The 20,197-nt window shown below is 58.8% G+C and carries 16 protein-coding genes and 4 tRNA genes; 15 read left to right on the forward strand and 5 right to left on the reverse strand.

All coding sequences use genetic code 11. The annotated features are described in order from the left end of the window. The first annotated feature begins 139 nt into the window (after nt 1–139). Nucleotides 140–550: a hypothetical protein gene (locus DBR46_RS26510; RefSeq protein ID WP_124528845.1), complete on the forward strand. Its 411-nt coding sequence runs from the start codon at nt 140–142 to the stop codon at nt 548–550. Here DBR46_RS26510 and DBR46_RS30380 read toward each other — a convergent pair. Further along, nucleotides 547–702: a hypothetical protein gene (locus tag DBR46_RS30380; protein WP_177414128.1), complete on the reverse strand. Its 156-nt coding sequence runs from the start codon at nt 700–702 to the stop codon at nt 547–549. The genes DBR46_RS26510 and DBR46_RS30380 overlap by 4 nt on opposite strands. Nucleotides 703–912: 210 nt before the next feature. On the opposite strand from DBR46_RS30380, the gene DBR46_RS26515 reads away from it, so the two are divergent. After that, nucleotides 913–1,575: a peptidase C39 family protein gene (locus tag DBR46_RS26515; RefSeq protein WP_124528847.1), complete on the forward strand. Its 663-nt coding sequence runs from the start codon at nt 913–915 to the stop codon at nt 1,573–1,575. Between the two features lie 148 nt (nt 1,576–1,723). Here the strand turns inward: DBR46_RS26515 and pbpG are convergent, their stop codons facing one another. Then, entirely contained in the window at nt 1,724–2,647 is a 924-nt protein-coding gene (pbpG, locus tag DBR46_RS26520; protein ID WP_124528849.1) for a D-alanyl-D-alanine endopeptidase, read from the reverse strand. A 328-nt stretch (nt 2,648–2,975) separates the two neighbouring features. Between pbpG and DBR46_RS26525 the strand changes: the two genes are divergently transcribed. Further along, a complete protein-coding gene (locus DBR46_RS26525; RefSeq protein ID WP_124528851.1) occupies nt 2,976–3,674 on the forward strand; it encodes an alpha/beta hydrolase in 699 nt (232 codons plus the stop codon). 82 nt (nt 3,675–3,756) lie between these two features. Here DBR46_RS26525 and folD read toward each other — a convergent pair whose 3' ends face one another. After that, nucleotides 3,757–4,611: a bifunctional methylenetetrahydrofolate dehydrogenase/methenyltetrahydrofolate cyclohydrolase FolD gene (gene folD / locus DBR46_RS26530; protein WP_124528853.1), complete on the reverse strand. Its 855-nt coding sequence runs from the start codon at nt 4,609–4,611 to the stop codon at nt 3,757–3,759. Between the two features lie 279 nt (nt 4,612–4,890). Here folD and DBR46_RS26535 point away from each other — a divergent pair. From DBR46_RS26535 to DBR46_RS26580, 10 genes are all read left to right on the forward strand, one after another. Next, nucleotides 4,891–4,967 (forward strand) — tRNA-Arg (locus DBR46_RS26535). A gap of 32 nt (nt 4,968–4,999) precedes the next feature. After that, a tRNA-His gene (locus DBR46_RS26540) sits at nt 5,000–5,075 on the forward strand. Between the two features lie 57 nt (nt 5,076–5,132). Beyond that, nucleotides 5,133–5,217: transfer RNA gene (locus tag DBR46_RS26545), tRNA-Leu, on the forward strand. Nucleotides 5,218–5,296: 79 nt separating this feature from the next. Next, nucleotides 5,297–5,372: transfer RNA gene (locus tag DBR46_RS26550), tRNA-His, on the forward strand. Nucleotides 5,373–5,772: 400 nt separating this feature from the next. Next, entirely contained in the window at nt 5,773–7,083 is a 1,311-nt protein-coding gene (gene tig, locus DBR46_RS26555; protein WP_124528855.1) for a trigger factor, read from the forward strand. Between the two features lie 91 nt (nt 7,084–7,174). Next, nucleotides 7,175–7,810 (forward strand): ATP-dependent Clp endopeptidase proteolytic subunit ClpP, encoded by a 636-nt coding sequence (gene clpP / locus DBR46_RS26560; RefSeq protein ID WP_017736926.1) that lies wholly within the window; start codon nt 7,175–7,177, stop codon nt 7,808–7,810. A gap of 112 nt (nt 7,811–7,922) precedes the next feature. After that, nucleotides 7,923–9,206 (forward strand): ATP-dependent Clp protease ATP-binding subunit ClpX, encoded by a 1,284-nt coding sequence (gene clpX, locus DBR46_RS26565; RefSeq protein ID WP_017136464.1) that lies wholly within the window; start codon nt 7,923–7,925, stop codon nt 9,204–9,206. Between the two features lie 175 nt (nt 9,207–9,381). After that, nucleotides 9,382–11,778, forward strand: a complete 2,397-nt coding sequence (gene lon, locus DBR46_RS26570; protein ID WP_124528857.1) for an endopeptidase La — start codon at nt 9,382–9,384, stop codon at nt 11,776–11,778. Nucleotides 11,779–11,928: 150 nt separating this feature from the next. Then, nucleotides 11,929–12,201, forward strand: coding sequence for an HU family DNA-binding protein (locus DBR46_RS26575; RefSeq protein ID WP_003174819.1), 273 nt, complete (start codon nt 11,929–11,931; stop codon nt 12,199–12,201). A 230-nt stretch (nt 12,202–12,431) separates the two neighbouring features. Next, on the forward strand, nt 12,432–14,306 hold the full coding sequence (locus DBR46_RS26580) for a SurA N-terminal domain-containing protein (RefSeq protein WP_124528858.1): 1,875 nt from the start codon (nt 12,432–12,434) through the stop codon (nt 14,304–14,306). 48 nt (nt 14,307–14,354) lie between these two features. Here the strand turns inward: DBR46_RS26580 and DBR46_RS26585 are convergent, their stop codons facing one another. Further along, nucleotides 14,355–15,512, reverse strand: coding sequence for an MFS transporter (locus DBR46_RS26585; protein ID WP_124528859.1), 1,158 nt, complete (start codon nt 15,510–15,512; stop codon nt 14,355–14,357). Between the two features lie 115 nt (nt 15,513–15,627). Between DBR46_RS26585 and DBR46_RS26590 the strand changes: the two genes are divergently transcribed. Next, nucleotides 15,628–16,527, forward strand: coding sequence for a LysR family transcriptional regulator (locus DBR46_RS26590; RefSeq protein WP_124528861.1), 900 nt, complete (start codon nt 15,628–15,630; stop codon nt 16,525–16,527). Nucleotides 16,528–16,616: 89 nt separating this feature from the next. After that, nucleotides 16,617–17,396 carry a DUF2242 domain-containing protein gene (locus DBR46_RS26595; protein ID WP_124528863.1) on the forward strand — a complete coding sequence of 260 codons (780 nt, stop codon included), beginning with the start codon at nt 16,617–16,619 and terminating at the stop codon, nt 17,394–17,396. A 1-nt stretch (nt 17,397) separates the two neighbouring features. Here DBR46_RS26595 and aceE read toward each other — a convergent pair whose 3' ends face one another. Continuing rightward, complete coding sequence (gene aceE / locus DBR46_RS26600; RefSeq protein ID WP_256659402.1) at nt 17,398–20,001, reverse strand: pyruvate dehydrogenase (acetyl-transferring), homodimeric type; 2,604 nt, start codon at nt 19,999–20,001, stop codon at nt 17,398–17,400. Nucleotides 20,002–20,197: the final 196 nt, after the last annotated feature.

Below are 20,197 nucleotides of genomic sequence, written 5' to 3' on the forward strand. Positions count from 1 at the left end.
ACACGCACCTTTCAGCCAGGTGAAGGAACATTTAGGGAGGGCCTGAAGATCGTTTCATATGTATTCATTTGTTCTACAAAGGGTCGCTCTCCAAGCTTGTGCCCCATTGGACACGTCGTCCTTTTTTTGGAGCCCTGCCATGTCACTGAAACCTTTGTTGTTGATTCCCGCCCTTGGCGCCGTCTTGTTGTTGTCGGCGTGCGCCGGCCCGATCCCGAAGGCGGACCCGAGCGAGGCGTGGATTGGTTTGAAGGAAGAGGCGCCGAATGACCTGATGGCCGAGCGCCTGGATGGCAAGCGTGTGGATGACGGGCGCTTTTTTGAAGTGCCGCCGGGTGCCCACCGGTTGGATGTGACGCTGTACGAAGAGGAACCTGGCGACGACAACCAGCAGGACTGCCAGGGCCGGGTCGAGTACAAGGATTTCAAGGCGGGTGAGCACTACACCCTGGTGGAGTCGAGCCTGGGCACCACCGTGCGCGCATCCCTGATGGATGAGCACGGCAAGGAAGTCGCGGCGACCCAGGACTTCAACTGCATGCCCGGCTAGGCGTGATGCACGGCGGCCTTGAGGGGCTTGGCCGGTTTTACGACGTGGGGGTGATGGTGGCGGCGCGTGATGCGCAACACCCCCCACAACATGGCGCCGGCTACTGCCAGCCAACCGCAGACCAACATGAAAATCGTTGTTGCAAGGCTCATACGGGCCTCCTTTCGCCCCGATGGGGCATACACAGTCTTCTCAATGGACAGTCTAGCTACCTGGCGGTTGCCTGCTATTGACCAATGGTCGAGTCTGTCCAACTTCTTTGCTCTATCCCAGGCCCTTTACTGACACTTGAGGCTATACCCGCGTGGCGCAGCGCCCTATGATCAGGACCCTTACCGGCAGTTGATCAAGAGAGTAAAAAATTGCGGTTACGGTCGAACGTGAAAACATCGTTGTTGCTGGCCTGCGCCCTCGGGCTTGCGGCCTGTTCCGGCAGCCCCTCGAAACTGCCGGGCCTGCCGGAGCGGGTCGAGCTCAATGGCGTGCCGACCTTTCGCAGCGAGGCTTATCAAAGTGGCCCTGCGGCATTAGCCAGCATGCTGTCGCAACAAGGCATTGTCATGACACCGGGCTTGTTGGATAAGCCACTGCGCCTGCCGGGCGGCGAGGCGGACCTGGAGCGCAACATGCAGGTGCTGGCGCGTGAGTACGGGCTGATGGTGTATCCGCTGGATCCCCAGTTGACGGCGGTGCTGGCACAGGTTGCAGCCGGTTACCCGGTGATGGCGCGGATTGGCGGGAGCCTGTGGTCTGACGCACGGTACGTGGTCGTGGTGGGCTTCAATCAGCAGAAAAGCACGGTGTTGCTGCGCTCCGGGATGGACCGGCGCCTGTTGATGAGCTTCAGTGAGTTTGAATCGAAGTGGAAGAGCGCCGGGCGTTGGGCGATCCTCACCCAGCGGCCAAGTCAGTTGCCGGCCAAGGTCGATGCGCAGCGCTGGCGTGAGGCGGCGAACGCCACGGCCCAGGCCGGGCAGGAGCGGGCGGCAGCGCAGGCGCTTAAGGTGTTGGCGGAAACCAAGTAACAGGCAACCCCCGAGATCTCATAGGCGAGCGGGCTTTGTGTGGGAGCGGGCTTGCTCGCGAATGCGGTGTGTCAGTAACAGGTATTTCAACTGACCCATCGCATTCGCGAGCAAGCCCGCTCCCACACAAAGCAGCTCTCACATTCTTTTAGCGGCGCACTTCCGCCGCATTCGGGCGGTTCTTCAGGTTCTTGTCGGCCTTGTAGCGCAATGCTACATCGGGCACCGAACCGCTCTTGCCGGTCTCGACCCAATTGCGAATCCGGCTTGCATCGGCGAAGTGGGTGAATTTGCCGAACGCATCGAGGATCACCAGCGACACCGGACGGTTACCCATGCTGGTCACCAGCACCAGGCAGTGGCCGGCCTGGTTGGTGAAGCCGGTCTTGGTCAGCTTGATGTCCCAGTTGGCACGGTTGATCAGGTGGTCGGTGTTGGAGAAACCCAAGGTGTAGTTGGGTTTGCGGAACGACACCGTCTTTTCCTTGGTGGTGCTCAACTGGCTGAGCAACGGGTAATGACGCGCGGCGGCCAGCAGCTTGCTGAGGTCACGGGCGGTGGACACGTTGTGGATCGACAGGCCGGTGGGCTCGACATAGTGGGTGCTGGTCATACCCAGCGCCTTGGCCTTGGCGTTCATTGCCGCGATAAACGCCGGGTAGCCGCCCGGGTAGTGGTGGGCCAGGCTGGCGGCAGCGCGGTTTTCCGAGGACATCAGGGCGATCAGCAGCATTTCTTTACGCGGCATTTCGCTGCCGATCTTCACGCGGGAGAACACGCCTTTCATTTCCGGCGTGTCCTTGATGTTGATGTCGATGTATTCGTCCATGTTCTGCTTGGCTTCCAGCACCACCAGGCCAGTCATCAGCTTGCTCACCGAGGCGATAGGCACCACCACGTCGGGGTTGCTGGAGTAGATGACCTTGTTGGTCTGCAAGTCCACCAGCATGGCGCTGCCGGAGGCGATTTGCAGTTTGGACGTGTCACGCGGCGCCTGGGTGGTTTCGGCGGCGTGGGCGAAGGTGCCTGTAAAAACAAAAAATAGGCTGGCGATAGAGAGACGAATTTTCACGCGGATGAACTCGCTAAAAAGTAAGGAAATACCGTTGGTAAACGGGTTTTGTGACAAATGCCGTTACATTTTAGGAGTATGGATCAGAAAACGATAGAGAGCCTTTAAATAAAGGCTGTAAGACGATGATTGGTAGGGTTTGTAGCGATTTTTTACCGGTTGGGAATGTGCAGTCAGGTGGCCGGTTCGCGCCGCATGCAATCGTACGTAGTTGAGCTTTAATGAATACACCCAAAAACGTCTGCAGTCGGGTGCCTGAAGTCATGGTTGGACGGCTCGACACTGCTCCACTCTGCGGATCCTCTTCACTGACAGCGGAGTTCCAGCAATGAGTAATAAACCGACGATTGTGCTTGTGCACGGGTTTTGGGGTGGTGCGGCGCACTGGAGCAAAGTGATTGTTGAGCTGAATCGCAAGGGTTATACGGCCATACGGGCGGTCGAGATGCCGCTGACCTCACTGGCCGACGATGCTGAACGTACGCGCAAAATGATTGCCCAGCAAAAAGGGCCAGTACTGCTGGTGGGGCATTCGTATGGTGGCGCGGTCATTACCGAAGCGGGCGACCAACCCGATGTCATCGGGTTGGTCTATATAGCGGCCTTCGCCCCGGATGCCGGGGAGAGCCCGGGCGAAATCACCCAGCGCAACCTGCCCCAGGCCGCAGCGAACCTTGAGCCTGACAGCGACGGGTACCTGTGGGTCAAACAGGATAAATACCATGAGAGCTTCTGCCAGGACCTGCCTGCCGATGAGGCGTTGGTGATGGCGGTGACGCAAAAGGCACCGCTTGCCAGCACGTTTGGCGATACGGTCACGGCGCCGGCCTGGAAGAAGAAGCCGTCCTGGTATCAAGTGTCCAGCGACGACCGGATGATCCATCCTGAAAACCAGCGGCTGATGGCGGCAAGGCTCAAACCCCGGGGCACGATTACCTTGGCGACCAGCCACGCTTCGCTGGCAACCAAGCCCGCCGAGGTGGCCGCGTTAATTGATGAGGCTGCGGTTGCTGCTTCGAGCGCCTGATCTTTGGGGTATCGTGGCGGGTTTTCTGTCGACAATAAAAAAGCCCTGCGTGAGTGCAGGGCTTTTTCATGGCTGCCGGTTATCAGCCGTGCAGCGTTTCTGCCGCATACAGCGTGTTTTCCAGCAGGCAGGCGCGGGTCATCGGGCCTACGCCGCCGGGTACCGGTGTAATCCAGCCGGCACGGGGCAGGGCGGTTTCGTACACCACGTCGCCGACCAGCTTGCCGTCTTCCTGGCGGTTGATGCCGACGTCGATGACGATGGCGCCTTCCTTGATCCACTCACCTTTCACCAGGCCCGGCTTGCCGGCGGCAACCACTACCAGGTCGGCACGGCCGACGTGGCCGGCGAGGTCTTTGGTAAAGCGGTGGGTCACGGTGACGGTGCAACCAGCCAGCAGCAGCTCCATGGCCATCGGGCGCCCGACAATGTTGGAAGCACCGACCACCACGGCGTCGAGGCCGTACAGATCCACACCGGTGCTTTCCAGCAAGGTCATGATGCCTTTGGGGGTGCAGGGGCGCAGCAGCGGAATGCGCTGGGCGAGGCGGCCGACGTTATAAGGGTGGAAACCGTCAACGTCCTTGTCCGGGCGGATGCGCTCCAGCAGCTTGGACGCATCCAGGTGCTCGGGCAGCGGCAATTGCAACAGGATGCCGTCGATGGCCGGGTCGTCATTCAGGCTGTCGATCAGGTCGGTCAGGGCCTGTTGGGTGGTGTCGGAAGGCAAGTCGTAGGCCTTGGAAATAAAGCCGACCTCTTCACAGTCTTTACGCTTGTGCGAGACATAAACCTGAGAGGCAGGATCGCTGCCGACCAGGATCACCGCGAGGCCAGGCGTGCGCAGGCCTTGCTGGCTACGCTCGGTGACTCGTTTGGCGATCTGCTGGCGCAGGCTGGCGGCGATTGATTTGCCGTCGATAAGTTGTGCAGTCATTACGCGTGATTAACCATCGAGAGGGGGAAGAAATGTGTGCGCATTCTCGCATGCCACGGCGTGAGGGCAAAGGCGCTTGGTCTGCAAATTGCCCTAACCCCTTAAATAAAATGAATTTTTTTCAAAAAAGATTTGACGGCTTTCCGAGGCGTCTATACTATTCGTCGCACTTGTCGGGCACAGCCTAGCACTGGTTAAGAAGGTCGAGCAGAATAGAGTGTTGTTCTGCAAGGCTGGAAGCACTTAGTTTGTAATCCTCCAAGAGTACAGATTAATAAGGCGCCCGTAGCTCAGCTGGATAGAGCATCCGCCTTCTAAGCGGATGGTCGCAGGTTCGAGTCCTGCCGGGTGCGCCATTAGGCAGCTTTGGCACAAGTAGCGTTAGATGGTGGGCGTAGCTCAGTTGGTAGAGCACGGGATTGTGACTCCCGTTGTCGAGGGTTCGATCCCCTTCGTCCACCCCATATTTTGAAAAGGCGCCAGATTAAACGTCTGGCGCCTTTGCTTTAAGAGCTTCAAGCGCGGATGTGGTGGAATTGGTAGACACACTGGATTTAGGTTCCAGCGCCGCGAGGCGTAAGAGTTCGAGTCTCTTCATCCGCACCAATTTCAAGGCGTCGCCCTGCCGTAAGGTGAGGTGAGGTTCAACAAAGAAGATGTTTGAGTTCTTTGTTAATGCAATATGGTGGGCGTAGCTCAGTTGGTAGAGCACGGGATTGTGACTCCCGTTGTCGAGGGTTCGATCCCCTTCGTCCACCCCATATTCGAAAGGCGCCAGATTTAACAGTCTGGCGCCTTTTTTGGTTTTAGCGGTGCAGATTTTCGGCGGCTGCAGGTTCTGGGTCGCAAGGCCAGGGCGCTTCATCGTATTTATGTGTCTCGATGATGCTGCGCTGCCTGCCAGCCCTGCTTGCAGGGTGGGCCGTCAGGGAGATGAATGGCGACCTCTTCTATATATAGAAGGGGCGGCGCAGAGCCCTGGCGTGATGGGATGTATTTGTCACCGGGGCGAGGTGCATCCGTGCCTTCGTACCGATAAATTGCCGGCTGTTTTCGGGCATATTTCCAGCAGGGTGACTTCTTGAGTTTGACCCTCTAGAATGCATGCCCTTGATTGGGGTCGGAAATGGCCGGCTAACGTCTGTGCAACGAGGAATATCCATGCAAGTTTCTGTTGAAAATACTACTGCTATCGAGCGCCGCCTGAGCATTACTGTGCCGGCAGAGCGTATTGAGACTGCGGTCAACAAGCGTCTGCAGCAGACTGCCCAGAAGGCCAAGATCGCTGGTTTCCGTCCAGGCAAAGTGCCGATGAGCGAAATCAAGCGTCGTTTTGGTGCTGATGCGCGCCAGGACGCTGTGGGTGACGTGATCCAGGCTTCCTTCTACGAAGCCGTAGAAGCGCAGAACCTGAAACCAGCTGGTTCGCCTTCCATCGAGCCTAAGTCCCTGGAAGCTGGCAAGGACCTGGAATACGTTGCCGTATTCGAAGTGTTCCCAGAGTTCGAAGTTGCCGGTTTCGAAGGTATCACCGTAGAGCGCCTGAGCGCTGACGTGGCGGATGCCGACCTGGACAACATGCTGGAAATCCTGCGCAAGCAGAACACCCGTTTTGAAGTGACCGATCGCGCCGCTCAGAACGAAGACCAGCTGAACATCGATTTCGTTGGCAAGGTTGACGGCGAAGTATTCGCTGGCGGCTCCGCCAAGGGTACTCAGCTGGTGCTGGGTTCCAATCGCATGATCCCTGGCTTCGAAGACGGCCTGGTTGGCGCCAAAGCCGGCGAAGAGCGCGTTCTGAACCTGACTTTCCCTGCTGACTACCAGAACCTGGACCTGGCTGGCAAAGCCGCCGAGTTCACCGTGACCGTCAACAGTGTTTCCGAGCCTAAGCTGCCAGAGCTGAACGAAGAGTTCTTCGCTCAATTCGGTATCAAGGAAGCGACCCTGGAAGGTTTCCGCACCGAAGTTCGCAAGAACATGGAGCGCGAGCTGCGCCAGGCGATCAAATCCAAGGTGAAGAACCAGGTGATGGACGGCCTGCTGGCTGCCAACCCGATCGAAGTGCCTAAGGCCCTGCTGTCCAACGAAGTGGATCGCCTGCGCGTTCAAGCGGTTCAGCAGTTCGGTGGCAACATCAAACCTGACCAACTGCCGGCCGAGCTGTTCGAAGAGCAAGCCAAGCGCCGCGTTGTGCTGGGTCTGGTCGTGGCCAAAGTGGTTGAGCAGTTCGACCTCAAGCCTGACGAAGACCGCGTTCGCGAAATGATCCAGGAAATGGCTTCGGCCTACCAGGAGCCTGAGCAGGTCGTGGCTTGGTACTACAAGAACGACCAACAGCTGAACGAAGTACGTTCGGTTGTGCTGGAAGAACAAGTTGTGGATACTGTTCTGCAGAAGGCTAAGGTGACCGATAAAGCGGTCTCTTACGAAGAAGCAGTCAAACCGGCGGAAGCAGCACAAGCCGACTGATTGTCCAACTCGTTGGAAATACAACCATAAGCCAGCCTCGCGCTGGCTTATGCGTTTTCAAGACATGACTATTTGGGAGTAACTGCAGAGCATGTTCCGTAATTCCTATATTCAGCAGAACTCTGATATCCAGGCCGCTGGCGGCCTGGTCCCGATGGTTGTCGAGCAGTCTGCTCGTGGCGAGCGCGCCTATGACATCTACTCGCGTCTTCTCAAGGAGCGAGTGATTTTCCTGGTCGGCCCTGTAGAGGACTACATGGCCAACCTGATCTGCGCGCAACTGCTGTTCCTTGAAGCGGAAAACCCGGACAAGGACATCCATCTCTACATCAACTCCCCAGGCGGTTCGGTAACGGCGGGTATGTCGATCTACGACACCATGCAGTTCATCAAGCCAAACGTGTCGACCACCTGTATCGGCCAGGCCTGCAGCATGGGCGCATTCCTGCTGACCGCAGGTGCCGAGGGCAAGCGTTTCTGCCTGCCTAACTCGCGTGTGATGATTCACCAGCCACTGGGCGGTTTTCAGGGCCAGGCGTCGGACATCGAGATTCACGCCAAGGAAATCCTCTTTATTCGTGAACGTCTCAACACGCTGATGGCCAAGCACAGCGGTCGCACCCTGGAAGAAATCGAGCGCGACACCAACCGTGACAACTTCATGAGCGCCGAAGCCGCACGTGATTACGGGTTGATCGACGCTGTGATCGACAAGCGCCCCGCTTAATATAAGCCGCTCAAAATAGGGCTGGTCGGCATGTCCGACCACTTGCGGGCTTGAAAAAGCCCGCATAAGCCTTCATCTTGTGTTGCAAGCCTATCGGATTTGGATCGAACGAATGACTGACACCCGCAACGGCGAGGACAACGGCAAGCTGCTCTATTGCTCCTTCTGCGGCAAAAGCCAGCATGAAGTGCGCAAGTTGATTGCCGGCCCCTCGGTGTTTATCTGCGACGAGTGCGTCGACCTGTGCAATGACATCATCCGCGAGGAGGTGCAGGAAGCCCAGGCCGAGAGCAGTGCGCATAAATTGCCTTCGCCTAAAGAAATCAGCGGCATCCTTGACCAGTATGTGATTGGTCAAGAGCGTGCAAAGAAGGTTCTGGCCGTAGCGGTGTACAACCACTACAAGCGCTTGAACCAGCGTGACAAGAAAGGCGACGAAGTTGAACTGGGCAAGAGCAACATCTTGCTGATCGGTCCTACAGGCTCGGGTAAAACCCTGCTTGCAGAAACCCTCGCTCGCCTGCTGAACGTTCCGTTCACCATCGCCGACGCCACCACCCTCACCGAGGCTGGCTACGTGGGTGAAGACGTCGAGAACATCATTCAGAAACTGCTGCAGAAGTGCGACTACGACGTAGAGAAGGCCCAGATGGGTATTGTCTACATCGACGAAATCGACAAGATCTCGCGCAAGTCCGACAACCCGTCGATCACCCGGGACGTTTCCGGTGAAGGCGTGCAGCAAGCCCTGTTGAAACTGATCGAAGGCACGGTCGCTTCTGTACCGCCACAAGGCGGCCGCAAGCACCCGCAGCAGGAATTCCTGCAGGTTGATACGCGTAACATCCTGTTTATCTGTGGTGGCGCGTTCTCCGGCCTCGAAAAGGTTATCCAGCAGCGTTCTACCCGTGGCGGTATTGGTTTCGGTGCGGAAGTGCGCAGCAAGGAAGAAGGCAAGAAGGTGGGCGAGTCCCTGCGTGAAGTCGAACCTGACGATCTGGTCAAGTTCGGTCTGATCCCGGAATTCGTTGGCCGTCTGCCAGTCCTGGCGACGTTGGACGAGCTGGATGAGGCTGCTTTGATTCAGATCCTCACCGAGCCGAAGAACGCCCTGACCAAGCAGTACGCGAAGCTGTTCGAAATGGAAGGCGTGGACCTCGAGTTCCGTACCGACGCGCTCAAATCGGTGGCCAAGCGGGCACTGGAGCGCAAGACCGGTGCACGTGGTCTGCGTTCGATCCTCGAAGGCGTATTGCTCGACACCATGTACGAAATCCCCTCGCAGTCCGAGGTGAGTAAAGTGGTGATCGACGAAAGCGTCATAGAAGGTAAGTCCAAGCCACTGTATATCTACGAAAACAGTGAGCCGGCTGCCAAGGCTGCGCCTGACGCGTAAGCGTTTGGCGGTTGCTTTACAAACAAGGGGCCTCTAGGGGCTCCTTTGTTTTTTGTATCAGTTTTAGCTGTAGGGATTTTCCTGCGTTTAACTGCTGGCATTGAGCTTGTTTTTTTCGCAAGCAGCCCCCATCTTGGCTTCAAGCTTATTTTTCATCTGTCATAGAGGCGAAATCATGAAGACCACCATTGAATTGCCTCTCCTGCCGTTGCGTGATGTCGTCGTCTATCCGCACATGGTTATCCCGCTGTTCGTGGGGCGCGAGAAGTCTATCGAAGCCCTTGAGGCAGCGATGACGGGCGACAAGCAAATCCTGCTGTTGGCCCAGAAGAATCCTGCTGATGATGATCCAGGCGAAGACGCCCTGTATCGCGTTGGCACCATTGCCACTGTCCTGCAATTGCTCAAGCTGCCTGATGGCACCGTCAAGGTGCTGGTGGAAGGCGAGCAGCGCGGTGCCGTCGAGCGCTTCATGGAGGTGGACGGTCACCTGCGCGCTGAAGTGGCGCTGATCGATGAAGTCGAAGCCCCAGAGCGCGAGTCCGAAGTTTTTGTACGCAGCCTGCTCTCGCAGTTCGAGCAGTATGTGCAGCTGGGCAAGAAAGTCCCGGCTGAAGTCCTGTCCTCCCTCAATAGCATTGATGAGCCGAGCCGCCTGGTCGATACCATGGCCGCGCACATGGCGCTGAAAATCGAGCAGAAGCAGGACATCCTCGAAATCATCGACCTGTCCACCCGTGTCGAACACGTGTTGGCGTTGCTGGATGCCGAAATTGACCTGTTGCAGGTTGAAAAGCGCATCCGTGGTCGTGTGAAGAAACAAATGGAGCGCAGCCAGCGCGAGTACTACTTGAATGAGCAGATGAAGGCCATTCAGAAAGAACTCGGCGACAGCGAGGACGGCCACAACGAAATCGAAGAGCTGAAAAAGCGCATCGATGCCGCAGGCCTGCCCAAAGACGCCCTGACCAAAGCCACTGCCGAGCTGAACAAGCTCAAGCAGATGTCGCCGATGTCGGCCGAAGCCACCGTGGTGCGCTCCTACATCGACTGGCTGGTGCAGGTGCCGTGGAAGGCGCAGACCAAAGTACGCCTGGACCTGGCCCGCGCCGAAGATATTCTCGACGCCGACCACTATGGCCTCGAAGAAGTCAAAGAACGCATCCTCGAATACCTCGCCGTGCAAAAACGCGTGAAGAAGATTCGTGGTCCGGTGTTGTGCCTGGTCGGTCCACCGGGTGTGGGTAAAACCTCCCTGGCCGAGTCCATCGCCAACGCGACCAACCGCAAATTCGTGCGCATGGCCCTCGGTGGTGTGCGTGATGAAGCGGAAATCCGTGGCCATCGCCGGACTTACATCGGTTCGATGCCAGGAAGATTGATTCAAAAGATGACAAAGGTGGGTGTGCGCAACCCGCTGTTCCTGCTCGATGAAATCGACAAAATGGGCAGCGACATGCGTGGCGACCCGGCGTCGGCCTTGCTGGAAGTGCTCGACCCCGAGCAGAACCACAATTTCAACGACCATTACCTGGAGGTCGACTACGACCTGTCCGACGTAATGTTCCTGTGCACCTCCAACTCCATGAACATTCCGCCAGCCTTGCTGGACCGGATGGAAGTGATTCGTCTGCCGGGTTACACCGAAGACGAGAAGATCAACATCGCCGTCAAGTACCTCGCGCCCAAGCAGATTTCGGCCAACGGCTTGAAGAAGGGCGAGATCGAATTTGAAGTCGGCACGATCCGCGACATCGTCCGCTACTACACCCGCGAGGCCGGTGTGCGTGGCCTGGAGCGCCAGATTGCGAAGATCTGCCGCAAGGCGGTCAAGGAGCATGCGCTGGAAAAACGCTTCTCGGTGAAGGTCACGGCCGACTCCCTGGAGCACTTCCTCGGCGTGCGTAAATTCAGCTACGGCCTGGCCGAGCAGCAGGATCAAGTCGGTCAGGTCACTGGCCTGGCATGGACCCAGGTGGGCGGCGAGTTGCTGACCATCGAAGCTGCGGTGATCCCAGGCAAGGGCCAATTGATCAAGACCGGTTCGTTGGGTGATGTGATGGTCGAATCCATCACCGCCGCGCAGACCGTGGTGCGCAGCCGCGCCAAGAGCCTGGGGATTCCCCTGGACTTCCACGAGAAGCACGACACCCATATCCACATGCCAGAAGGGGCGACCCCGAAGGATGGCCCTAGCGCGGGTGTAGGCATGTGCACGGCCCTGGTGTCGGCGTTGACGGGTATTCCTGTGCGTGCGGATGTCGCCATGACCGGCGAAATCACCCTGCGTGGCCAGGTATTGGCGATCGGTGGCCTGAAAGAGAAATTGCTTGCAGCTCACCGTGGCGGCATCAAGACCGTGATCATTCCTGAAGAGAATGTTCGCGACTTGAAGGAAATTCCTGACAACATCAAGCAGGATCTGCAGATTAAACCGGTTAAATGGATTGACGAGGTCCTGCAAATTGCGCTGCAATACGCGCCGGAGCCCTTGCCGGATGTGGCTCCCGAGATAGTTGCAAAGGACGAAAAACGCGAGTCTGATTCCAAGGAAAGAATTAGCACGCATTAATGCGAATAAGCCTGGGGGCTTCCTTGACAGCTTTTTAGAGCCCTTGTTATAAAGCGGCTCTTATAAGTGTCTGTAGGCCATTCAGCACTGGTTTTTGCTTTCACCAAAAAACTTAGAATCATACTCAATAGATATATAAGGGGACTTAGAGTGAACAAGTCGGAACTGATTGATGCTATCGCTGCATCCGCTGATATCCCGAAAGCTGCTGCTGGCCGTGCGCTGGATGCAGTAATCGAATCCGTCACTGGCGCTCTGAAGGCCGGCGACTCCGTAGTACTGGTAGGCTTCGGTACTTTCTCTGTGACTGACCGCCCAGCTCGCACTGGCCGTAACCCACAGACTGGCAAAGCACTGCAAATCGCTGCTGCCAAGAAACCAGGTTTCAAAGCCGGTAAAGCCCTGAAAGAAGCTGTTAACTAAGCTTCGATCCAGCCTTTACCTACCCGGGTCGAACGCAGGTTCGACCTGGCAGCGGAGCGGCAGCAGACCCACGTATCCATCGGGTCGCCAAGCCGGGGGGCGGATTCAAACCCCCGTCCGCTCCGCCAGTTGCGAGAAGGCGCATCCTTGGATGCGCCTTTCTTATATCCGTACTCTACCCACGCTCCACGGTTGCCAATTTTTGAAGTTCAACCGTTTCTGGGGGACGCATGCTGCAAAATATCAGGGACAATTCACAAGGCTGGATTGCCAAGACCATTATCGGGATCATCGTCGCGTTGATGGCGTTCACCGGTATCGAAGCCATTTTCCAGGCTTCCGGTAACAACAAGCAGGACGTGGCCAAGGTCAACGGTGAAGAGATTACTCAAACCGAATTGAGCCAGGCCGTCGACATGCAGCGCCGTCAGCTGATGCAACAGCTGGGCAAGGATTTCGACGCTTCGCTGCTGGACGAAAAACTGCTGCGCGAAGCGGCCCTCAAGGGTTTGATCGATCGTAAGCTGTTGCTGCAAGGCGCTGCGGACTCCAAGTTCGCCTTCTCCGAAGCGGCACTGGACCAGACGATCCTGCTGACGCCTGAGTTCCAGGTGGACGGCAAGTTCAGTGCTGAGCGCTTTGACCAGGTGATCCGTCAGCTGGGCTACAGCCGTATGCAGTTCCGTCAGATGCTGACCCAGGAAATGCTGATCGGCCAGGTTCGCGCAGGCATTGCTGGCAGCGGTTTTGTCACCGATGCTGAAGTGCTGGCATTCGCCCGTCTGGAAAAACAGACCCGCGATTTCGCCACCGTCAACATCAAGGCCGACCCGGCTGCGGTGAAGCTCACCGACGACGAGGTCAAGGCTTATTACGACCAGCACGCCAAAGAGTTCATGACCCCGGACCAGGTGGTCATCGACTATCTGGAATTGAAGAAGTCGTCCTTCTTTGACCAGGTCACCGTCAAGGACGAAGAACTGCAGGCTGCCTATCAGAAAGAAACCGCCAACCTCGCTGAACAGCGTCGTGCCGCGCACATCCTGATTGAAGTCAACGACAAGGTCACCGAGGCGCAAGCCAAGGCCAAGATCGAAGAGATCCAGGCGCGCCTGGCCAAGGGTGAGAAATTCGAAGCCCTGGCCAAGGAGTTCTCCCAGGATCCAGGTTCTGCCAACAACGGCGGCGACCTCGGCTTTGCCGGCCCTGGCGTCTACGACCCGGACTTCGAAACCGCCCTGTACGCGTTGAACCAGGACCAGGTCTCGGCACCGGTTCGCTCGTCCTTCGGTTGGCACTTGATCAAGCTGTTGGGCGTTGAAGCACCTCAAGTGCCATCGTTTGCCAGCCTGAAAGACAAGCTGACCCGCGAGCTCAAGACCCAGCAGGTCGAGCAGCGTTTTGTCGAAGCGACCAAGCAATTGGAAGATGCGGCATTCGAGGCCTCCGACCTGGCTCAGCCGGCGTCCGACCTCAAGCTGACCGTGCACACCTCCGCGCCGTTTGGCCGTGAAGGTGGCGAAGGTGTTGCGGCCAACCGTGCCGTGCTCACCGCCGCGTTCAGCCCGGAAGTGCTGGATGAGGGTGCCAACAGCACCGCCATTGAGCTGGACCCGGAAACCATCATCGTGCTGCGTGCCAAAGAGCATCTGAAGCCAGCGCAACTGCCGCTGGAAAGCGTAGCAGCGGCGATTCGCGCACAGATGACCAAGGAACGTGCAAGCGCAGCTGCCAAGGCTCACGCTGACGAGTTGATCGCCAGCCTGCGTGAAGGCAAGACGCCATTGACCCAACCGGTCGATGGCCAGGCGTGGAAAGTGACTGAAGCGGCCAGCCGCAATCAGGAAGCGATCGACCCTGCTGTGCTGCAAGCCCTGTTCCGCATGCCTAAGCCTGCGGCCAAGGACAAGCCGACCTTCACCACCGTGACCCTGGCTGACGGTAGCCTGGTGATCGTGCGCTTGAACGGCGTCAACGAAGCGGCTGCCCCAACGGACGAAGAAAAGGCGCAAATCCGCCGCTTCCTCGCTTCCCGCGTTGGCCAGCAAGACTTTGCCGCGTACCGCAAGCAGTTGGAAAGCCAGGCTGACATCAAGAAGTTCTGATGCCCGCTTGAACAAAAAGCCCCCGGCCTGAACAGACCGGGGGCTTTTTTATGGGCGTTTGCAAAGGGCCAAGGCCATCAACGCCACCACCGCCCACGGAAATGCAATCACCCCCCAGCCCTGCAGCAGCAGGCCGCCGACTAATCCCCCGCCCGCGATGCCCAGGTTCCACACCGTGACCAGCATCGACTGCGCGGCATCCGCCGAGTCGCCAGCGGCCTTGGCCAGTGCCGTTTGCAACAAGGCCGGCAGGCCGCCGAACGCCAGGCCCCACAAGGCCACCGCGAGGTAGATCACGCTGGGGGAGGTGATCCAGAACGCCAACGCCAGGGCGATCAGGCCAAACAGCGCGCAACTGATCAGCACCAGCTTGCGCAACCAGCGATCGATCAACACGCCCGTCAGCCAGATGCTCAACAACGCGGCGACACCAAAAACCAGCAGCACGCGGTCAATATCCGCCGCAAGGCCAGCGGGAACCAACAGTGGGGCGATGTAGGTATAGAGAATGTTGTGGGCCAGCACGTAGGTAAACGTCACCCACAGCACCGGACGAATCCCTGGCAAAGTCAGTACCTGACGCAGCCCCAGGCGCTTGCCTGTAGCTTGCCCGGCAAAATCCGGCAGTTGCCAGCGCGCCCAGATCAGCAACACCAGCGTCAGCCCGGTCATGATTGCAAAGCTCAGGCGCCAGCCTACGACGGTCCCCAGCAAGGTCCCCGCCGGTACGCCGAGGGATAACGCCAGCGGCGCCCCCAGCATCGCCACGGCAATTGCGCGGCCTTGCAGGTGCGGCGCGACCATCCGGCTCGCATAACCTGCCAGCAGCGCCCAGAGCAGTCCGGCGAAGACACCGGCGAAAAAGCGCGCCACCAGGATCAGCCCGTAATGGCTGGAGAACGCGGTGACGCTGTTGACCAAGGCAAAGCCGCCGATGGCCACCAGCAGCAACGGGCGCCGGCGCCAGCCGCGGGTCCACAACGTCAGCGGGATGGCAGCGAGCAATGAGCCCAGGGCGTACAGCGTGACCAATTGGCCGACGAGGGCGGGTGACACGCCCAGGCCTTCGCCCATTTGTGGCAGAAGCCCGGCGGGCATGGCTTCGGTGAGGATGGTGATAAACCCGGCGAACGCCAGCGCCAATAAACCACCCAGCGGTAGCGTATCGCCCTGGGTTGTCGTTGCGGATTCGGTAAATGCTGTCATGACGCTGTATCCCTGAAAAGGCCAAGGCGCCAGAGTAGGGGGCTGTGGGCGGCGGAAAAACAGGCTAAGGTTCCGAACTTATCGGACAGGGGTGTCCGCAATTACGAGGCACATCATGGACAGTCTGGGCAGTCTTTCGGTATTCGTGCAGGTGGCGGAAGCCCGCAGTTTCACCGCTGCCGGGCGAGTGCTGGGCATTTCTTCCTCAGCGGTAGGCAAAAGCATTGCACGCATGGAAGAACGTCTCGGCGTGCGCCTGTTCCACCGCAGCACGCGCAGCATCACCTTGACCGCCGAGGGTGCGCTGTTCCTTGAGCGTTCGCGGCGCATCCTGGCCGAGGTCGAGGCCGCCGAGCGCGAGCTGACCGAGGCCAGCGCCACACCTCGGGGCAAACTGCGCATCAGCGTGCCGCAAGTGCGCGGCCTGTTGATGCCGGTGCTCAGCGACTTCATGCGCGCCTACCCGGAGATCGAGTTGGATGTGGATTTTTCCGACCGCATGGTGGACGTGATCGAGGAAGGTTTCGACGCGGTGATTCGCACCGGCAAGCCGGAAGATTCGCGCTTGATGGCGCGACATTTAGGGCATTACCAGTTGGTGCTGGTCGGCACGCCGGCGTACTTCCAGCAACACGGCACTCCACGGCGGCCCCTGGACCTGAGCAATCACGCCTGCCTGCGGCACAAATTCTGCGCCACCGGCAAACTCGAGGCCTGGCCGCTGCGCCTCGAACCCGGCGAGTCAGAGCCCGCCTTGCGCACGCCATTGGTCAGCACCACCATCGAATCCCTCAACCACGTGGTGCACGAAGGGCTGGGCATCGCCTGCCTGCCGGATTACATGGTCAACCAGGCCGTGGGGGCAGGGAGCTTGCAACGGGTGCTGGATGACTACCTGGAGCACCGTGGAAGTTTCTGGATGTTATGGCCCTCCAGCCGCCATGCCTCGGTCAAGTTGCGTGTGTTTATTGATCATATGTGTGCAGGGCTGTTTCCTGCAGGCCCCAGCGCGTAGGCCTGTGACGTTTTACCGACAGGAATGCGCGCGCCAAGGCCTCGTTCTGTTGCACAATACCGCCCGGACCGTTTCTCTCAGGATTTTCAATGTTGACATCATTTCACTTGCGCAGCCTTGGGCTGGCGCTGGTGCTGGCGGGCGCCGCGGGCTGCTCGTCACCCAAGACCGCTATTTATGAACATGAGAATTTCGACGACTCCGGTACGTTTTCCCGTGATTACCCAGTGACCGATGTGGCCGCGTGCGAAGCCGCGCGACGTGCGTTGCTGAGCCAGGGCTACATCATCACCAGCAGCGATCCGAAGCTGGTGGTGGGTAACAAGAGTTTCCAGCAGACCGGCGAGACCCATCTGCAGATCAGCTTCAACGTAGTGTGTGCCGATGATGGCAAGGGCACCAACCACTCGACGATGTTTGCCAACGCGTTGCAGGACCGTTACGCCCTGAAGAAGGTCAACAACTCTGCGAGTCTGGGAGTGGGCGTACTGGGTTCGGTGTCGATGCCGATTGGCTCTACCGATGACTCGATGGTCAAAGTCGCAAGCGAAACCGTCTCGGCGCCGAAGTTCTACGAGCGTTACTTTGCGCTGGTGGACGTGTTCCTGCCGCAAGAAGTGAAAAAGGCCGAGCATATCCCTGAGCAGCCAAAAGCTGACCTGGGTGTGCCGGAGCCGAAGGCCGCGCCGGTTGCCGAGAAGGTCGAGGCGCCGAAGGAAGAGCCTGCGGTTTCGGAGCCGCTTGCGCCGCCTGTCGAACCTGCGCCGATTGCGCCGCAGCAAGAGCCTGCCGCCGCACCGGCGACCAGCAATCCGACACTACCGGCACCGACAGAAGCGATTCCGCCCCTGCCGACACCGGCGCAGTAAATCAGACCGTTACGGGGTTGGCCTTGTCGACGTTGATCCCGTAGCGCCTGATCGCCTCACTGACGTTATCGCGATCGATCACGCCGTCATCCGCCAGCGCCTTGAGCGCCGCCAGTGCGATGAAGTGGCGGTCCACCTCGAAGAACGCACGCAAGGTTTCCCGCGTATCCGATTGCCCAAAGCCATCGGTGCCCAACGCAACAAAGCGACGGCTGGGGACGAACGGGCGAATCTGATCGGCAAACAATTTCATGTAGTCGGTCGCCACCACCACCGGCCCGGTTTGACCGGCCAGGCACTGTTCGACATAGCTCACCCGGGGCGCGCTTTGCGGGTGTAACAGGTTCCAGCGTTCCACCTCATGCCCGTCGCGGCGCAGTTCGGTGAGGCTGGGTGCGCTCCACACAGTGCTGTGCACGGAGAAGTCCTTCTCGAGTAACTCAGCCGCTGCAATCACTTCCCGCAGGATCGAGCCGCTGCCCATCAGTTGTACCTGCGCTTGCGCGTGTTGGGTGAGCGGGTAAATGCCCTTGAGAATGCCTTCCTCCACACCGTCCGGCATCGCCGGGTGCGGGTAGTTTTCATTGAGTAGGGTGATGTAGTAGTAAACGTCCTCCTGCTCGACATACATGCGCCGCATACCCTCGCGAATAATTACCGCGAGCTCGTAGGCAAAGGTTGGGTCGTAGGACACGCAGCACGGAATCACCGACGACAGGATATGGCTATGGCCATCGTCATGCTGCAAGCCTTCGCCCATCAGCGTAGTACGCCCGGCGGTGGCCCCCAGCAGGAAACCCCGCGCCCGCGCATCGCCGGCTGCCCAGGTCAGGTCGCCGACCCGCTGGAAGCCGAACATCGAATAGAAGATATAGAACGGAACCGTCATCAAACCGTGGTTGCTGTAGGACGTACTGGCGGCAATCCACGAGGAAATGGCACCGGATTCGTTCAGGCCTTCCTGCATGATCTGTCCGTCCTTGCTCTCCTTGTAGTAGCTCAGTTGCCCTGCGTCCTGTGGGGTATAGAGCTGGCCTACGGCGGAATGGATGCCGATCTGACGAAACAGGCTTTCCATGCCGAAGGTACGTGACTCATCCGGCACGATGGGCACGATCCGTTTGCCCAGGTGCGGGTCCTTGAGCAGGGTGCCGAGGATACGCACGAAGGCCATGGTGGTGGAGATCGCGCGCGCGCCCGTGTCCTGAAGTTGGGTGGCGAAGGTGGCCAGTTCGGGAATCTGCAGGGGGGCGACGGCGCTGTGACGCGCCGGCACGTAGCCGCCCAGAGCCTGGCGACGCGCCGCAAAGTAGCGGGCTTCTTCGCTGTCGGCGGCGGGCTTGAGGTAGGGAATATCGGCGAGTTGCTCGTCAGCGACTTCCAGGCCAAAGCGATCGCGGAAGGCGCGTACCGCATCCGCGCCCATTTTCTTCAACTGATGATTGATGTTCTGGCCTTCACCCGCCTCACCCATTCCAAAGCCCTTGACGGTTTTCGCCAGGATCACCGTGGGTTGGCCGGTGTGACGCAGGGCGGCGGCGTAGGCGTTGTATACCTTGTCCGGATCATGCCCGCCTCGTGAGAGTTGCCAGATGTCGTCGTCGGACATGTCTGCAACCAGTGCCAGCAGCTCCGGGTATTTGCCGAAGAAATGTTCGCGCACATAGGCGCCGTTCTGGGACTTGTAGTTTTGGTAGTCGCCGTCCACGCACTCCATCATGCGTTGGCGCAGCAGGCCGCTCTGGTCTTGCTCCAGCAGGGCATCCCAGCCGCTACCCCAGATGACTTTGATCACGTTCCAGCCGGCGGCGCGGTACAGGCTTTCGAATTCCTGGATCACTTTGGCGTTGCCGCGTACCGGGCCGTCCAGGCGTTGCAGGTTGCAGTTGACGACAAAGATCAGGTTGTCGAGCTTCTCCCGCCCGGCCATGGAAATGGCCGCCAGGGATTCCGGCTGGTCCATCTCGCCATCACCCAGGAACGCCCACACTTTGCGGCCCTGGTGCTGCTTGAGGCCGCGCAACTCCAGGTAACGCATGAAGCGCGCCTGATACGCCGCGGTGATCGGCCCGAGGCCCATGGACACCGTAGGAAATTGCCAGAAATCCGGCATCAGTCGTGGATGTGGATAGGAAGAAATACCCTCGCCACCGGCCTCGCGACGGAAGTTGTCCAGTTGCGCTTCGCTGATGCGGCCTTCGAGATAGGCGCGGCCATAGATGCCTGGTGAGGAATGGCCCTGGATGTACACCAGGTCGCCGTCAAAAGTGTCGGTTCGGCCACGGAAGAAGTGGTCGAAACCTACGTCATACAGCACAGCGGCTGACGCATAGGTAGCGATATGCCCACCGACACCGGAATGTTTGCCCGCCCGCAACACCATAGCCATGGCGTTCCAGCGGATGTAGGCATTGGTGCGACGCTCGATGGCCAGGTTGCCCGGGTAGGGCAGTTGGCGGTCCACCGCAATGGTGTTGACGTAGGGGGTGGTGACTCGCCCGTAGAAATCACCATGGCGCGCAACGTCGAAGTCCAGCAACTGATCGATCAGGTAATGGGCGCGCGGGCGGCCTTCGGTGGACAACACCGATTCGATGGACTCCAGTCACTCGCGGGTTTCCTGTGGGTCGTCGTCGTGTCTGACTGCGTTGTTCGGGGACATGTGAGGCTCCAAGGTAGGCGGATTTCAGGTGGCGGGCTCCTTGTGGGAGTGCCGCCAATGTAGTTGCAATTGCAACTACATGGCCGAATCTAGCGCGGGATGAGCTACTATTGCAACCTTCTTGAAATTCCCCGGATGG

This window comes from Pseudomonas sp. KBW05, assembly GCF_003852405.1.
Lineage (GTDB): Bacteria > Pseudomonadota > Gammaproteobacteria > Pseudomonadales > Pseudomonadaceae > Aquipseudomonas.

Excerpts from the sequence above, each read along its gene's own strand:
- DBR46_RS26510 (WP_124528845.1), top strand. The coding sequence starts at position 140 with ATGTCACTGAAACCTTTGTTGTTGATTCCCGCCCTTGGCGCCGTCTTG.
- DBR46_RS30380 (WP_177414128.1), bottom strand. The coding sequence starts at position 702 with ATGAGCCTTGCAACAACGATTTTCATGTTGGTCTGCGGTTGGCTGGCA.
- DBR46_RS26525 (WP_124528851.1), top strand. The coding sequence starts at position 2,976 with ATGAGTAATAAACCGACGATTGTGCTTGTGCACGGGTTTTGGGGTGGT.
- folD (WP_124528853.1), bottom strand. The coding sequence starts at position 4,611 with ATGACTGCACAACTTATCGACGGCAAATCAATCGCCGCCAGCCTGCGC.
- tig (WP_124528855.1), top strand. The coding sequence starts at position 5,773 with ATGCAAGTTTCTGTTGAAAATACTACTGCTATCGAGCGCCGCCTGAGC.
- clpP (WP_017736926.1), top strand. The coding sequence starts at position 7,175 with ATGTTCCGTAATTCCTATATTCAGCAGAACTCTGATATCCAGGCCGCT.
- clpX (WP_017136464.1), top strand. The coding sequence starts at position 7,923 with ATGACTGACACCCGCAACGGCGAGGACAACGGCAAGCTGCTCTATTGC.
- lon (WP_124528857.1), top strand. The coding sequence starts at position 9,382 with ATGAAGACCACCATTGAATTGCCTCTCCTGCCGTTGCGTGATGTCGTC.
- DBR46_RS26580 (WP_124528858.1), top strand. The coding sequence starts at position 12,432 with ATGCTGCAAAATATCAGGGACAATTCACAAGGCTGGATTGCCAAGACC.
- DBR46_RS26585 (WP_124528859.1), bottom strand. The coding sequence starts at position 15,512 with ATGACAGCATTTACCGAATCCGCAACGACAACCCAGGGCGATACGCTA.
- DBR46_RS26590 (WP_124528861.1), top strand. The coding sequence starts at position 15,628 with ATGGACAGTCTGGGCAGTCTTTCGGTATTCGTGCAGGTGGCGGAAGCC.
- DBR46_RS26595 (WP_124528863.1), top strand. The coding sequence starts at position 16,617 with ATGTTGACATCATTTCACTTGCGCAGCCTTGGGCTGGCGCTGGTGCTG.